The sequence below is a fragment of the Sphingopyxis sp. NFH-91 genome (assembly GCF_021401285.1).
GTDB lineage: Bacteria > Pseudomonadota > Alphaproteobacteria > Sphingomonadales > Sphingomonadaceae > Sphingopyxis > Sphingopyxis terrae_A.
On record NZ_JACBGA010000011.1, the window covers coordinates 1 to 13,154 of the forward strand.

Below are 13,154 nucleotides of genomic sequence, written 5' to 3' on the forward strand. Positions count from 1 at the left end.
AGAGCGCCTTCCTTGACGATGGAAGCCATCTGGATCATAAAATCATCAGCGCCGATCACATTCGGCGCAACGAGATCTGCTGGCCTGTTCCCGCCGCTGCTTCCCAACATAGGACGTTGTCCGTGAAAACGGCGTCAGGCAGGAAGTGCTTCATCATGCCGTCAAGATCGAGGCGCGCATTTGCCTCGATAAAGTCGGCGATCGGCTTGGGTAGTTCGAATGACATGATCATCTCCTCGATTGTTACGAGTGTAATTTAGCGATGGACTTACCGCCTGATAATCGAGACAAATCGCTATATCGTGTTACGGAAATCGGGATAATGACTCGCCATTCGCTCATCGAGCTCGAAGCTGTTCTCGCGATCGCTCGATGTGGCTCGTTTCGGGCAGCGGCGCTCGAGCTTGGCATGTCGACCACCGCCATCAGCAATGCGGTAGCCAAACTCGAACGGGAGCTTGCGGTGCGGTTGTTCAATCGCACAACGCGCAGCGTCTCGCTTACCTATGCAGGACGGATCTTCGTTGCACAGATCAAGCCAGCGTTCGAGGGCATACAAAAAGCGATGGATACGGCGCGCTCCCAGCAGGAAATGCCGTCCGGCACACTGCGCATCAATGCCTTCGCGACCGCAGCGCGCGAAATCATGGCGCCGCTGATATTGACCTATCTGCAACGCTATCCGCACGTTCATATCGACCTCGTCACCGAGGGGCGGCTTGTCGACGTCGTAGCAGCGGGTTTCGATCTGGGCGTGCGCAGCAAAGATCTGGTGCCCAGCGATGCGATCGCCATTCCACTGGGCCAGATGCGACGCATGGCGGTTGCCGCGTCCCCCGCATTTTTCGAAGGCAGGGCGATCCCCAATGTGCCGCAGGAGCTGCTTGCTTATCCCTGCGTTCGCATCCGGCTTCCCAATAGCGCGTTGTTCCGATGGAGGTTCGAGAAGGGCGGCGAAGAATTACAGCTCGATGTCGAGGGGCCGATCACCTTGGACGAAGCATCGCTTGCCCGGATCGCAGTAATAAACGGCGTGGGAATCGGTTATTTCATGGAAGCCGATGTGCGGGAAGACATCGCCGCGGGCCGGCTCATCCGCATTCTCGAAGACTGGACGCCGCCACTTGCGCCGCTGTGCCTCTATTATTCCAATCGGCGCAATTCCTCTGCCGCCTTCCAGGCCTTTATCGCGCTCGCGCGCGACTTTGCAGCCGGACGGCTCGCACAGCTTTAAGAATGGTCGCGCGCTCGGCAAGCTGTCTCACGCGGTGATTTCCCAGTTGACCTCAAAACAGTCATGCGCCCGCTTGCTCCTTGGCCGGATTGGAATGTCTGCTCCTCTTCATTCCGACCGAGAAGCAGTCTGTCCGAAGTCGGGCGGGACCATTCCAGCCAGGTCTGACCGTTTCCGAATTTCTGCCTCTGAAAGCGGGCGGGCAGCTATGGCCGGCCACCTGAGCATGTAAGCGACAGTTGCCGGAGCCGGCCTGGTACCGGACCGGATGGAAGCGGGCCGGCAATGGTTCGCGGCCGCGTGCGGTAAAGCTAGGCGACGACCCCTCCGCCGGGCGGAGGGGCCGCTCCCGCGACTAGGCCGACGCACCGCCATCGATGTTCAGCGTTGTTCCGGTGATGTAGGTCGCATCTGGGCCGGCCAGAAACGACACCGCGCCGGCGATCTGCTCCCGGGGAGAGCGAGTGGCTGAAGTCGCGCGCGCGGCGCTTGGTCGCAAGTGCCCGCGCCTTATGGGCGGGCGGGCCCCTACTTCTGTTCAACCGCACATACGCTATGCTTTAAAGGTAGCGTATCTTTGGAGGTGGTTGCGGCGTAAATTTCGCTTTAAATTGATTCTGTTGCGTGGCGGTATAGCCATTTCCAGTTTCTCTGTCATTCCTATCAGTGAGTAAATTTAAAGGTGCAATGATGTGAAATTGGTATCAGAAATCAAGGTTGCTTTAAATTATGCGGTGTAGTAGGCGGCCTGCAACGTAATTTTAAGTCGGAGTCGCGCCATCCCCGATCGGCACGCCATAATCACATTCAAAGGCAAGCGGGCAGGCTTGTTGAGCGAAATAGGCGGCGACAGCCAGTTCACCTATGCGGGCGGCTGGAGTGCCGACATTGCCTGCGCCTTGCCGGCAACACGGCGCGATCATGTCTATCGCGGCGGACTGATACCTTTTTTCCAGCACCTCGGCCCCGAAGGCTGGCTTCGCGGATTGCAGGCGCGCGCGGGCGGCGCGTCCGACCAGGATGATTTCGGTATCCTGCTACAATATGGCGCCGACTGTATCGGCGCGGTCGGGGTACTTCCTGCCGACGGGATCGCTCCTGTCCATAATGTCGAGGGAAGCGTCACCGAGGAGGCCGCGGTCACCGCCTCGCGTACGGTGTCGGGTGCTCAGCGCAAGCTGCTCGCCTGGCACGACGGGTCGGGTTACCGCCCCTCGGTAGAAGCCGGCGATCCGGCGACGCACATTGCGAAGTTCAACCAAATTGACGAACCGACGCTCGTCCAGAACGAGAATCTGAGCCTGACGCTCGCGCGCGAGATATTGGGCGAGGCCGAGATCACGCGCGCGAGGCCCGCGGTCATCGCGGGGATCGAGGGGCTCGCACTCCTCGTCGAGCGCTTCGATCGCGACGGCGAGGAACGACTTCGGCTCGAGGATTTTGCACAAATCCTGGGTAAGCCCCGGGGCGCCGAGTTCGGCGGCAAATATGATTCGAGCTATGAGGAAGCGGCAAGCGCGATCACAGCCTACTCGGCGCGCCCGCGGCTCGATCTCGATCGCTATTTCCGGCTCGTCGTCTTCAACTTCGCGCTCGGCAACGCCGATGCGCATCTCAAGAACTTCTCGCTGCTCGAAAAGCCCGAGGGCCTGCGCCTTAGCCCCGCCTACGATCTATTGAACAGCCTTCTCTATCCGTTCAGCCGCGAGACCGCGCTCGCGATCGGCGGGAAGAAACGCGAGTTCGACACGCTCTCGCGCGCCGTCCTCGAGACGTTCGGGCAAGAAATTGGCCTGCCCAAGGCGGCGGTGGATCTCGCGCTCGCCGACCTCGCGAAGCGCCTTGGCGATCCCAAGACCCTGCGCTTCGGGACACCTGTCGCCGAAAGCGATTTCCGTGCGCGCTTCAAGCAGGGCGTCGAAGAAAACAGCCGGAGGATATTCGCATGAGCAGCGGTCCGCTCGATTGGCCCGCCCTCGTCGACGAGGCGGTACGCCGCCGCAAGGCGGAAGGGCATACGCAAAAGTCGCTCGCTGCGCTGGCCGGCGTGAGCCTGCCGACCGTCAACGCGTTCGAGCAGGGCGATATCAAGCTTCGCCTCGAGAAAGTCTTCAACATCCTCGACGCGCTGGGACTGGTGATCCTGCCCAGCGCACCGGGAAGCTTCGCCGCCTTCATCCGCGCTGCACGTCAGCGCTGGGAAGAGCTGGTGGCGCCGCTCGATCCGTCGCATCCGTCGCGTCAGCCGCTGGGGGCGGTGACTTACGCCTATGAAATCGGGCACGGCGAGCGTGGCGAGACACTTGGCGAGCTTCGGAACATATTGGCGCGCTTGCCGGCGACCTCGGGATGGTCCCCCTTCTGGGTGCCTGCCAAGGAGAGCATTCGTCCGATCATCCGCGATGGCGTCATCGAATGCTGGCTCGGAAATCCGGCCGCCGACCGCATGTTCATCGACGCGGCGCACAGCGACTTCTGGCAGGTGACCGGCGACCTCAAGGGCTATTTGCGGCGCGGCTATCAAGAGGACGGGTCGAGCAATCTCGAGCCGGGAACGATCTTCGATCTCACACTGCCCGTCTGGCGGACCGCCGAAGTCTTCGTCCACATCCTCAATCTCGCCGTCGCGCTCGACCTCGATCCTGCCACTCCCGTGCGCTACGAAAGCAGCTACACCGGGCTCGAAGGGCGCCAGCTCGTCTCGTGGGCGGCGCCGCTCCGCCAATGGCCGCTCGTCGACACGCAGCGCAGCCGCACGAGCGCGGCCAAGCTTGCAACGACCACCAGCATCGACGAGTTGCAGAGGGATTTCGCGGACGTCATCCACCGCACGCTGGTGCCGCTCTACGACCTGTTCGACGGGTTCGACGCAACGCCTCAGTTCGTCGGATCCGAACTCGACGAGTTCCGCGCAGCGGCGCTGAAATCTGGCGTGAAGCGCTGATTTCGGTTGGAACGCGGTCCGGGGAAGCGCCACCGCGGCTGACAAATTGCGATCGATGCCCATATTGGGGGCATGAACTTTCCCAAAATCGTTAACGGAGGCAGCCTCAAGCCGCGCTCTGGACAACCGCCTGAGAACATAGTCCTGCTGCTGCATGGCTTCGGATCGAGCGGGTCTGACATGATCGCGCTCGCGCCAGCGTGGCAGGAGGCGCTTCCCGACACACTGTTTCTGGCGCCGCACGCGCCGCAGCGCTGCGGCATGATGGGTGCGGGCTATCAATGGTGGGGCTTGTCGGGCTTTGCGCCATCGGCCCTCGCCGCGGGCGCTGCGTCGGCGGCCCCCGCGGTCGACGCCTTCATCGATCGCAAGCTTGACCAATATGGCCTGACCGAGGCCGATCTGGCGTTGGTCGGCTTCAGCCAGGGTACAATGATGGCGCTTCAGATCGGACTGCGTCGGCCGCGCGCCGTTGCTGCGGTTGTGGGCTATTCGGGCATGCTGGCCGGGTCCGCCGGGCTTGAGCATGGCGGCCTCCCGAAGCCGCCGGTGCTGTTGATCCATGGAACAGCGGATCCCGTGGTCCCAGTCGCAGCGCTCCATATGTCAGAGAGCCAGCTGAAGCATCTCGGTGTCAACGTCACCACACATCTATCATACGGCGTCGCACACAACGTCGATCCGGTGGGCCTGCGCCTCGGTCGGGATTTCGTGGCAGAGGGATTTGCTCGATCGTCGTCGTGACCGCTCTTCCGTCGCTGACCGCGCCACGGTTCAGGCGCCGCGAGACGTCGTCTTTCGAGGTTGCTATTTCCTAAGCTGCCCGACTGCCGGCGGCCTGGGGCGGAGGTGCCAAGCAAAGCAATTGCATAGCCGGGCGACTGAAGTATTGGCGGAAAATATTCCGTCCATTCTTGCTAGCTTTATTCTTAGCTATGCTGTTCTTTCAAGCGCGAACCAGCCTTGGGTGAAACCCCGAAGCTGCGGCGGAACGCATTTCCGAAGGCGCTTTGAGACGTGTAGCCGATCCTGTTTGCAATGCTGGCGACCGTCACATCGCCGTTCAACAGCGCCGCGCGAGCCAAGGTGAGACGCCACAGCCGCAGATAGGTCAGCGGCGGTTGCCCCACAATACGAGAGAATTCGGCCGAAAAGCCTGCGCGCGACATGCCAGCCACCTTGGCAAGGCTCGCAACCGTCCAGTGGCGGGCAACATCGCCATGCATGGCTCGAAGCGCCCGGCCAATCCTTGCGTCGGTCAGCGCCCGGAACCAGCCCATCTTGTCGCCTCCGATCTGGCTTGCATAGGCGCGGATAGCCTCGACCACCAGCACGTCGGCAAGCCGGGCGGTCACGATCTGACTGCCCATCCTGTCTCGCTCGAACTCGCTGTTAATAAGATCAAGGATCGTCGTAACCGCTTCGGCCCCCGGTGAGGATCGAGGAACGATCATACATGTGGGAAACATATCGAGCAGGAAGTCTGCGTTGCCGGCGCCGAATGTGACGCTTCCGCCTATCCCGATCACATCATCCCCGCCGACGTGGGCGACGTCCGATCCGATCGCGTAAAGCGCACCCCCATCTCTGGGTTTCTCGTTGGGATGACTTGCCACGGCATAGGCAGTACGCCCGAGCAGGCACACATCTCCCTCGTTCAGGGGCTGGGGCGGACATCCCGGAAGTAATATCCACTGGCTGCCGCGCAGAACTGCCACGAACTTCAGCCGCTCGACCGCTGGAAATGCAAAGGCCCACCGTCCTGCCGCCTCCATTCGGGTGCGCCTTGTCACCTGTGCGCCAAGCACGCCGAAAACATCGGACAGTGGATCCGATTGAGTCTTGGACGATTGCGACAAAACCATAGATAAAGTCGCATAGATCATCGCACGTTGCCTGCCTATCGTCATTTTGAGGAGATTGACGATGGGTATCGAAGGTAAAGTTGTGGCCATCACAGGTGCGAGCAGTGGCATCGGCCGAGCTACCGCGAAGCTGCTGGCCGGACAGGGGGCGTCTGTCGTGTTGGGCGCGCGACGTGAAGACGCTCTTGTCGAAGTCGTGAACACGATCATCGAAGCGGGCGGGAATGCCGTGTCCGAGGCTACCGATGTCCGACGCCGGGTTGATCTCGAAGCTCTTGTTAGGCTGGCAGTCGAGCACTTTGGAAGGCTCGATGTCATTGTCAATTGCGCGGGGATCGGTCCGATCTCCCGCTTCGACGCGTTGGACGTGGACGGCTGGGATGCCATGATCGATGTAAATCTGCGCGGCACCCTTTACGGCATCGCCGCCGCCCTTCCAGTGTTCGCGAAACAGAACAGCGGCCATGTGATCAACGTCGTCTCGACGGCGGGCATCCAGATCGTCCCTACGATGGGTGTCTATGCCGCCACCAAGAACGCGGTGCGTACAGCTACCGAAGTGCTCAGGCAAGAAGCTGGTCCCAACCTTCGCGTGACGGAGGTGTCACCAGGAATGATCGCGACGAACTTCGGCGACGGCATCACCGATCAACCTACGAAGAGGATGATCGAGGAACGTCTCGGGCACATAGCGATCCCCCCGGACGCTATCGCTCGCGGTATAATCTATGCAATCGAGCAACCGCCGGAAGTCGATGTGGGAAGCATCGTCATCCGACCAACTGCGCAGGGATGAGCTGCCGATTCTTTCCGGAGTTGTCATTCGCGACCAGTTCCGGAAACTGCGTGAGTTGGTCGGAAGCAGCCCCAGTGATTGGCTCTCCCGAATGACGGCTTTCCACATTCCTCCGCCTTTTTGCCGGACAGGCAGAAGGCGGCCAGAGTCGGCGTTTTCGGCCGCTGGCGGGACAACGCTTCCGATGGCCAGAATGGAGTGATGGGTGGACGCCCCCCGGCGGCATCGCGCGGCTTGTAGCCCGTCTATGGCATCGCAATACCCGAGGGATATAATGGCTGGGGCTGATCGCCCGGGCGCTGGAGGACGCGCCGTTCGACGCGTTGCGCGTCGTGCTGGGCAATTCCGCAGCGGTCGATGCCTTCCGGCGCGGTGTCCGGCCACGAGTAGTTGCTTCGCAGCCACCTAATTGCATGCGCCTAAGACGGCCGAAGTCGATCCCGCACGGCTTCAGCCTGCGCCATGATATTCTGCACCAGCTCGGCGCAGGTCGGAATGTCGTGGATCAGCGCCTGGCTCTGACCGCTCGTCCAAATGCCGCCGTCGACGTCGCCGTCGCGCAGCACATTCTCGCGTCCCCGTACGCCCGTCATCAGGTGGCGGACATCGTCGAAGGTCTTGGTCGGATCGCGCTGGATCTCGGCGACCTCGAGCGAAATGGCATTTTTTGCGACGCGCGCGGTGTTGCGCAGGGTGCGGCCGACGAGCACTGTGTCGAGTTCGCTCGCGTCAACGATGCGCTGCTTCACATTGTTATGGATCTGGGCCTCGACCGTTGCGCAGAAGCGGGTACCCATGTTCACCGCATCGGCACCAAGCGCGAGCGCGGCGATCAGGCTGCGGCCGTCGGCCATCCCGCCCGAAGCGATGATCGGGGTGTCGGGCAACGCGTCGACTGTGGCAGGGAGCAGCACGACTAGCCCCACATCGTCCTCACCGGGGTGACCCGCACATTCGAAGCCGTCGATGCTGATCATGTCGACACCCTTCTTCACCGCCGAAACCGAATGGCGCACTGATGTGCATTTGTGGATCACCGTGACATCGGCGTCCTTGAAGCGCGGAAGATGGTCGGTCGGCGCGCGGCCCGCGGTCTCGACGATCCTAATCCCGCTGGCAATGATCGCCTCGCGGTAATCATCATAGGGGATGGGGTTGATCGACGGCAGCAGGGTGAGGTTAACCCCAAAGGGCTTGTCGGTCAGCTTGCGCGTCGCCTCTATCTCGTCGAACAGCGCTTGGCCGGTCGGATACATATGCGCAGTGATGAAGCCCAGAGCGCCGGAATTGGCGACCGCGGCGACCAGCGGGCCATAGCCCACGCCGGTCATGCCGCCCATGATAATCGGGGTGTCGATGCCGAATTTCTCGGTAATGCGCGTCTTCATACCCATGTCGGCCGTCCTCCAATATGTCGTTCAGCTTCGCTTGGCGGACTCGGCGCCCAATAGCGAGAGCAAGTATGCGCCGCCGATGCGCTGGCCGCGCGGCGGCAGCATGCCGAATTGGCGCATCATGTCGGTAATCTCATATTGCGCCATATAATCGGACAGCAGCCCGTCGCGGAATCCCAGGAAAATGTCGCAGCCATAGGTGGTGGCCCTTGTATCCTTGCCCGAAGCTGGCGGCGCGCTCGACGTCTGCTCGAACAGATAGAGTGCGCGCCCGGAATCGATTGCAACGAAAAGCTGGACTTCGCGGAATTGCACGTCGGGCATGACGGCCCAGATCTTGTCGACATACGCGCGCATCGTATCTTGGCCGCGGATGACATCGGGCCAGAATATCGTGTCGTTCCAGCGGATGTCCGGGTGGATGAGTGCCATCACTTCGTCGGTGTCGTGCGAATTCCATGCCGCTTCCCAGCGGCTACCGAAATCGCGGACGAAGTCTTGGGTGACTGCATCGGCCATAGGCAATCCGACATAGGTTTCGCGGTTCGCACCTGCGGTATCGCTTGCATGCATAATATCTTCTCCGTGACGGTCAGGCGGTGATCGGCGCCGACCGCGGCTGCTTAAACAAAGCGGTAGCCCTGGCGATCTTGCCGGGCGATCCGACGACCGATCCGGTCACGAACATCAGAGTGCGGGTCGTATGCTCCAGGATGACGCGGCTCTCGATCCAGTCGCCCATGGGGGCGCCTTGCAGGAAATCGACGCTGAGATTAATTGTGGGTCCGCCCCAGTCGTGGCCGCAAATCTCGATCGCGCAAACGCCGAGCGCGATATCGAGAAAGGTCGAGAGCAGCCCGCCGTGACAGAAACCCAAGCGGTTGCACTGATGCGGCTGCACCTCGAGCCCGAAGCGGACCGGTTCGGCTCTGTCGCCCGTATGGAGCATCTGCATCCCGCCGACATGCGCGCAAAATGGATCATCGAAATTGAGCGGACGCCATTCGCCTTGCGTGCGGTCCATCGTCACGCGGCTAGACCCATCAGGCGCGCAGCGACCGGATCGGCCTGCACCTGGGCTCCCATCCGGTCGCGTAGGGCCAGCATCGCAGCGGGCGGCCTCGCGAAAATTTCGATGCGCGCAATTAGCCCCTCGCGGTCGAGGCTGACGATGTCGACCCCCGAAAAATGTCTGCCTTCGATTTCTCCCTCGAAGCGCAGCGCATAGCGGTCGCCGTTGCACAAGCTATCAGTGTAAACAAGCCCGCCGAACTCCCGCGATGCAAAGCTGAGCAAGCGGCCGACCAGCTCCTTGCCGGTCCACGACTTTTCATAAGTGGGTGGACGAAGTTCGACGTCGTCGCGCAGCCAGATGTCGACGTCGGGCGCGAGCCGCTCGAACAAGGCCTGAAAAGCCGCAACCGACGGGGGTAGGCTCCAGAGCATCAGCCGGCCCCGACCAGCTTGCGAGCCCTGTCGGCGAAGATCATCACGTCCGCGTCGGGGCGAGCTGCGTAAAGCCGATCGACATCGGCGGATCGTCGTTCGCGTACGACACGCTGCGCCACATTTCCTTTCACGGTCACTTCGCCGGTTTCGAACGACGGCGGCTCGTTGAGGATCAGGGCCGCGCCGATCCGGCGCGCGGCGCCGCTCTGTGACGCGTTGAAGGTGGCGATCGCTGACGCGATCGCAGCACGCGTTTCGGTGTCATTCTCGCCCGCCCGGAGCCACAGCAGCGCCGACGGATAGGGGCGGTTGAGGCCGCAGATTACGGCCTCCGAAACATGCGGGCCGCAAGCCGCCAGCAGGGCCACCCGGAGCGCCTCGACCGTGACATAGGTGCCCGAATCAAGCTTGAAATCTTCCGATAGCCGGCCCGCGAAGACCAGCCCGGCCCGCGGCTCGTCGGGGTCGGCGAAGCGGACGGCGTCGCCGGTATGGAAATAGCCCTCCTCGTCGAATAGCGATGCGGAGGCTTCGGGCGCGCCGATATAGCCGCTTTGCGGCATCATTGTCGGTCCCTTGACGCGCATCTCGTACCGCCCGTCGAACGGAACGAGCTTGAGGTCCGTGGCGGGAAGGGGAAGCCCGATCACGTCGGTCCCGCCTTCGGTCCAGTATTTGAGCGTCCCGAACAGATACTCGGTCGCGCCGTAGAAGGAGAAGATCGGTACCGCCTTCCCGCGCGCGGCGATCGACAGCGCAGTTAGCCGGTCACGGACATCTTCGGCGAGCACGGCCCCTCCGAAACCCAGGAATTTGAGGCGCGAGAAGAAGTGGCGGCTGAGGTCGGTATCTGCCTCGAGCGCTTGACACAGCATCGTGTAGCCCAGCGGCACGGTGATGAAATAGGATGGCGCGACGTCGCGCAGATTCGCCAGCGTCCTGGCGAACAGCTCGGGGGTCGGCTTGCCATCGTCGATCCATATCGTGCCGCCGGCGGCGATCGTGTTGTTGAAGTTGAAGTTGCCCGCCATGATGTGGCTGAACGGCATTGCTTCGAGGATCTGTGGCGAATCGTCGCCGAAGTCGAGCAGGCCGAGCGCTCGATTCTGCGCGATCGTGATGTTGAGATTGGCGTGCGGCTGCGGCGTCGCCTTGGGGGATCCGGTCGAACCGGACGTATAGATGATGCGCGCGATCTGGTCGGGCCGAATCGCGTCCATGCGCTCGGCCACATCGGGGCTTGGCGGTGTCGCGACGGCTTCGGCCCAGGGTGTGATGGCGAGCCCCTCGACCGTACCCGACGCTGCGACAATCGTCACCCCGAGCGGCGCGAGCGCGCGCAGCGCAGCGGCGTAACGTACCGCGTCGTCTACGATGACGACCTTCGCGCCGACCACCGAGACGCATTGGCGGAGCTGGGCATGGTCCTTCGACATCAGCGAATAGGCGACGCTGACGGGCGCGATCGCTGCGCCGCTCCGCTGGACGCCGATGGCGGCAATGCCATGTTCGATCGAAGGCTCGGACAGAAAGGATATAATGTCGCCGACACCGATCCCCCGATCAATCAGCCATTGGGCGAGGCCATCGGCGGCACGGCGCGCGTCGCCGTAGGATATGCTGCGCCATGCGCCGTTCGCGCCGCGCTGGCGCATGAAGATCGCATCTGGCGTGCGTACGGCCTGTTCGTCGAAGACATGCGCGAGTGACTTGGGGACCGGGCCGAGCGGCAGGCCCGAGCGCAGGATGATGCTGCCATCGTCGCGGCGGTCGAGCGTCACGCTCGGGGCAGGGGGACTCGCAAACTCCATTCAGGCCATCCTGTACATCGTCCGCGGGTCGCCAAGTGCGGCGCCCAGCGAATCGGCGGTCGTCTCCGGCAGATCGAATTCGGGACCGAACGGTGCCGCTGCCACCCGATCGCCCGCTGCTCGCTGCCAACGCACCTGCGCGCCCCAGCCGCCGCCACATTCGACGATTTCGCCGGTGCGCGTCGACAGGGGATCGAGCAGTGCGATCAGAAAGGGCGAAATCTGTTCGGGACGCAAGCCATGCTTCATGCGGTCGGAAAAGACGCCGTCAGTCATTTCGGTCAGAGCCATTGGCGCGATGGCGTTGGCGCGAATTCCGACCCGTTCGCCTTCGATTGCCAGCGTCTTCATCAGGCCGATGATACCGGCTTTGGCTGCCGAATAATTCGCCTGCCCGAAGGCGCCGTGCATGCCCGCGCCCGAGGTGGTGAATATGATCGAACCCCGTCCCCGGGCCGTCATTGGCTCCCACACCGCCTTGGCGCAGGCGAAGCTGCCGCCGAGATGGACGTCGATCACCTCCGACCATTCTTCTGCTGTCATCTTTGCGAAGCTGCGGTCGCGGACCACGCCCGCGTTGACCACCAGGCCGTCGATTGCGCCATATTCGGCGAGCGCCGCTTCGACGAAAGGGGCAGGATCGCGGATGTCGCATCGCGCCGCTATGGCGCTTCCGCGACTTCGCCGGATGGCGGACGCGACAGCATCAACTTCGTTGCCGCGCCCTGTGAGGACAAGGCGGGCGCCGGCGCGCGCGAGGTCGGCGGCATATTGCCGGCCGAGCCCGCGGCTCGCGCCGACGACCACGATGGCCGATCCTTCTAAAGCGGCGGAGGGGAGGGGAGGAGAGCCGGTCATCGTTCGCCCGTCAGCGCATTCCCGACCCGACCTTGGCGCGCGCGGCCAGCATGCGGTCCGAAATCGCCGGATTCCAGTGGACATCGCGATACTGGACATGCCCGTATACATAAGCTCCCATCGGATCCATCGCCCAGCTGCGGCGCAGCATTTCGGTGGTGCGCACGACGGTCGGCACGGTCGTCGAGGCGATCTCGCCGGCCATCGCCTGTGCCGTGTCGAGCAATTTTCCTTCGGGCGCGATCTCGTCGATCAGGCCGATGCGCAGCGCTTCCTGCGCGTCGATGCGGCGCCCCGTCAGCACGAGCAGTTTCGCCTGGCTCTGACCGACGATGCGCTGCAGCGGATCGACGAAGGGGGTCAGGCCGAAGCGGATCTGCGGAAAGCCGAATTTGGCGTTGGGGCTGGAAATGCGGATGTCGCAGAAAACCGCGATGTCGCAACCGCCGCCGAAGGTCGGTCCCGCGACCGCCGCGATCGTCGGCTTGGGGTATTCGAGCAGTTCGAGATAGCCATAATAAGTGGCGTCATACCAGCGCAGCCGCTCTTCCTCGCTCTTCCAGTTCATCGTATCGAGATCGAGTCCGGCGGAGAAATATTCCTCGGTTCCCGTGATGACGACCGCCGCGACGCTGTCGTCACGCCGCCATTGTTGAAGCGTTTCGACAAGATCCTCGAACAATTCGGTGCTGAGCGCATTCTTTTTGTCGGGGCGGTCGAGGAAGATGGTGGCGACCCCGCCTTTCACCTCGCTGCGCATCGTACCGTGCTTTGCCATATTCTTCACTCCTGGATTTCGGGAT

13 protein-coding genes and 1 pseudogene are annotated in these 13,154 nt (G+C 62.5%); 5 read left to right on the forward strand and 9 right to left on the reverse strand.

The genetic code is table 11. From position 1 onward, the window contains the following. The first annotated feature begins 322 nt into the window (after positions 1–322). Positions 323–1,234 carry a LysR family transcriptional regulator gene (locus L0963_RS17640; protein WP_186401628.1) on the forward strand — a complete coding sequence of 304 codons (912 nt, stop codon included), beginning with the start codon at positions 323–325 and terminating at the stop codon, positions 1,232–1,234. A gap of 355 nt (positions 1,235–1,589) precedes the next feature. On the opposite strand, the pseudogene L0963_RS17645 reads toward L0963_RS17640, so the two are convergent. Further along, positions 1,590–1,685 (reverse strand): annotated as a pseudogene (locus tag L0963_RS17645) (SDR family oxidoreductase); the annotation flags it as partial. A 349-nt stretch (positions 1,686–2,034) separates the two neighbouring features. On the opposite strand from L0963_RS17645, the gene L0963_RS17650 reads away from it, so the two are divergent. The 3 genes from L0963_RS17650 to L0963_RS17660 all read left to right on the forward strand — a co-directional run bounded on the left by L0963_RS17650 (position 2,035) and on the right by L0963_RS17660 (position 4,922). Beyond that, on the forward strand, positions 2,035–3,183 hold the full coding sequence (locus tag L0963_RS17650) for a type II toxin-antitoxin system HipA family toxin (RefSeq protein ID WP_260833912.1): 1,149 nt from the start codon (positions 2,035–2,037) through the stop codon (positions 3,181–3,183). Next, positions 3,180–4,178 (forward strand): helix-turn-helix domain-containing protein, encoded by a 999-nt coding sequence (locus tag L0963_RS17655; protein ID WP_186401074.1) that lies wholly within the window; start codon positions 3,180–3,182, stop codon positions 4,176–4,178. The genes L0963_RS17650 and L0963_RS17655 overlap by 4 nt, the downstream gene beginning before the upstream one ends. A 72-nt stretch (positions 4,179–4,250) precedes the next feature. Beyond that, positions 4,251–4,922, forward strand: coding sequence for an alpha/beta hydrolase (locus tag L0963_RS17660; RefSeq protein WP_234180946.1), 672 nt, complete (start codon positions 4,251–4,253; stop codon positions 4,920–4,922). A gap of 185 nt (positions 4,923–5,107) precedes the next feature. Here the strand turns inward: L0963_RS17660 and L0963_RS17665 are convergent, their stop codons facing one another. Further along, the gene (locus L0963_RS17665) at positions 5,108–6,064 is read right to left on the reverse strand and encodes an AraC family transcriptional regulator (protein WP_234180949.1); all 957 of its coding nucleotides are present in this window, start codon (positions 6,062–6,064) and stop codon (positions 5,108–5,110) included. Positions 6,065–6,104: 40 nt separating this feature from the next. Here L0963_RS17665 and L0963_RS17670 point away from each other — a divergent pair, with 40 nt between their 5' ends. Further along, entirely contained in the window at positions 6,105–6,839 is a 735-nt protein-coding gene (locus L0963_RS17670) for an SDR family oxidoreductase (RefSeq protein WP_186401626.1), read from the forward strand. Positions 6,840–7,258: 419 nt separating this feature from the next. Here the strand turns inward: L0963_RS17670 and L0963_RS17675 are convergent, their stop codons facing one another. The 7 genes from L0963_RS17675 to L0963_RS17705 form a co-directional block, all read right to left on the reverse strand. Continuing rightward, positions 7,259–8,233, reverse strand: a complete 975-nt coding sequence (locus L0963_RS17675; RefSeq protein WP_234180951.1) for an NAD(P)H-dependent flavin oxidoreductase — start codon at positions 8,231–8,233, stop codon at positions 7,259–7,261. A gap of 24 nt (positions 8,234–8,257) precedes the next feature. Next, a complete protein-coding gene (locus L0963_RS17680) occupies positions 8,258–8,806 on the reverse strand; it encodes a nuclear transport factor 2 family protein (RefSeq protein WP_234180953.1) in 549 nt (182 codons plus the stop codon). A gap of 19 nt (positions 8,807–8,825) precedes the next feature. Beyond that, a complete protein-coding gene (locus L0963_RS17685) occupies positions 8,826–9,257 on the reverse strand; it encodes a PaaI family thioesterase (RefSeq protein WP_234180998.1) in 432 nt (143 codons plus the stop codon). Positions 9,258–9,259: 2 nt separating this feature from the next. Further along, positions 9,260–9,679: a hypothetical protein gene (locus L0963_RS17690; RefSeq protein ID WP_234180955.1), complete on the reverse strand. Its 420-nt coding sequence runs from the start codon at positions 9,677–9,679 to the stop codon at positions 9,260–9,262. Beyond that, the gene (locus L0963_RS17695) at positions 9,679–11,493 is read right to left on the reverse strand and encodes an AMP-binding protein (RefSeq protein WP_186401068.1); all 1,815 of its coding nucleotides are present in this window, start codon (positions 11,491–11,493) and stop codon (positions 9,679–9,681) included. The genes L0963_RS17690 and L0963_RS17695 overlap by 1 nt, the downstream gene beginning before the upstream one ends. Next, positions 11,494–12,300 carry an SDR family NAD(P)-dependent oxidoreductase gene (locus L0963_RS17700; protein WP_234180958.1) on the reverse strand — a complete coding sequence of 269 codons (807 nt, stop codon included), beginning with the start codon at positions 12,298–12,300 and terminating at the stop codon, positions 11,494–11,496. It abuts the gene before it with no gap. A gap of 61 nt (positions 12,301–12,361) precedes the next feature. Next, positions 12,362–13,129, reverse strand: a complete 768-nt coding sequence (locus L0963_RS17705) for an enoyl-CoA hydratase/isomerase family protein (protein ID WP_234180960.1) — start codon at positions 13,127–13,129, stop codon at positions 12,362–12,364. Positions 13,130–13,154 lie beyond the last annotated feature (25 nt).

Excerpts from the sequence above, each read along its gene's own strand:
- L0963_RS17640 (WP_186401628.1), top strand. The coding sequence starts at position 323 with ATGACTCGCCATTCGCTCATCGAGCTCGAAGCTGTTCTCGCGATCGCT.
- L0963_RS17655 (WP_186401074.1), top strand. The coding sequence starts at position 3,180 with ATGAGCAGCGGTCCGCTCGATTGGCCCGCCCTCGTCGACGAGGCGGTA.
- L0963_RS17660 (WP_234180946.1), top strand. The coding sequence starts at position 4,251 with ATGAACTTTCCCAAAATCGTTAACGGAGGCAGCCTCAAGCCGCGCTCT.
- L0963_RS17665 (WP_234180949.1), bottom strand. The coding sequence starts at position 6,064 with ATGATCTATGCGACTTTATCTATGGTTTTGTCGCAATCGTCCAAGACT.
- L0963_RS17670 (WP_186401626.1), top strand. The coding sequence starts at position 6,105 with ATGGGTATCGAAGGTAAAGTTGTGGCCATCACAGGTGCGAGCAGTGGC.
- L0963_RS17675 (WP_234180951.1), bottom strand. The coding sequence starts at position 8,233 with ATGGGTATGAAGACGCGCATTACCGAGAAATTCGGCATCGACACCCCG.
- L0963_RS17680 (WP_234180953.1), bottom strand. The coding sequence starts at position 8,806 with ATGCATGCAAGCGATACCGCAGGTGCGAACCGCGAAACCTATGTCGGA.
- L0963_RS17685 (WP_234180998.1), bottom strand. The coding sequence starts at position 9,257 with ATGGACCGCACGCAAGGCGAATGGCGTCCGCTCAATTTCGATGATCCA.
- L0963_RS17690 (WP_234180955.1), bottom strand. The coding sequence starts at position 9,679 with ATGCTCTGGAGCCTACCCCCGTCGGTTGCGGCTTTTCAGGCCTTGTTC.
- L0963_RS17695 (WP_186401068.1), bottom strand. The coding sequence starts at position 11,493 with ATGGAGTTTGCGAGTCCCCCTGCCCCGAGCGTGACGCTCGACCGCCGC.
- L0963_RS17705 (WP_234180960.1), bottom strand. The coding sequence starts at position 13,129 with ATGGCAAAGCACGGTACGATGCGCAGCGAGGTGAAAGGCGGGGTCGCC.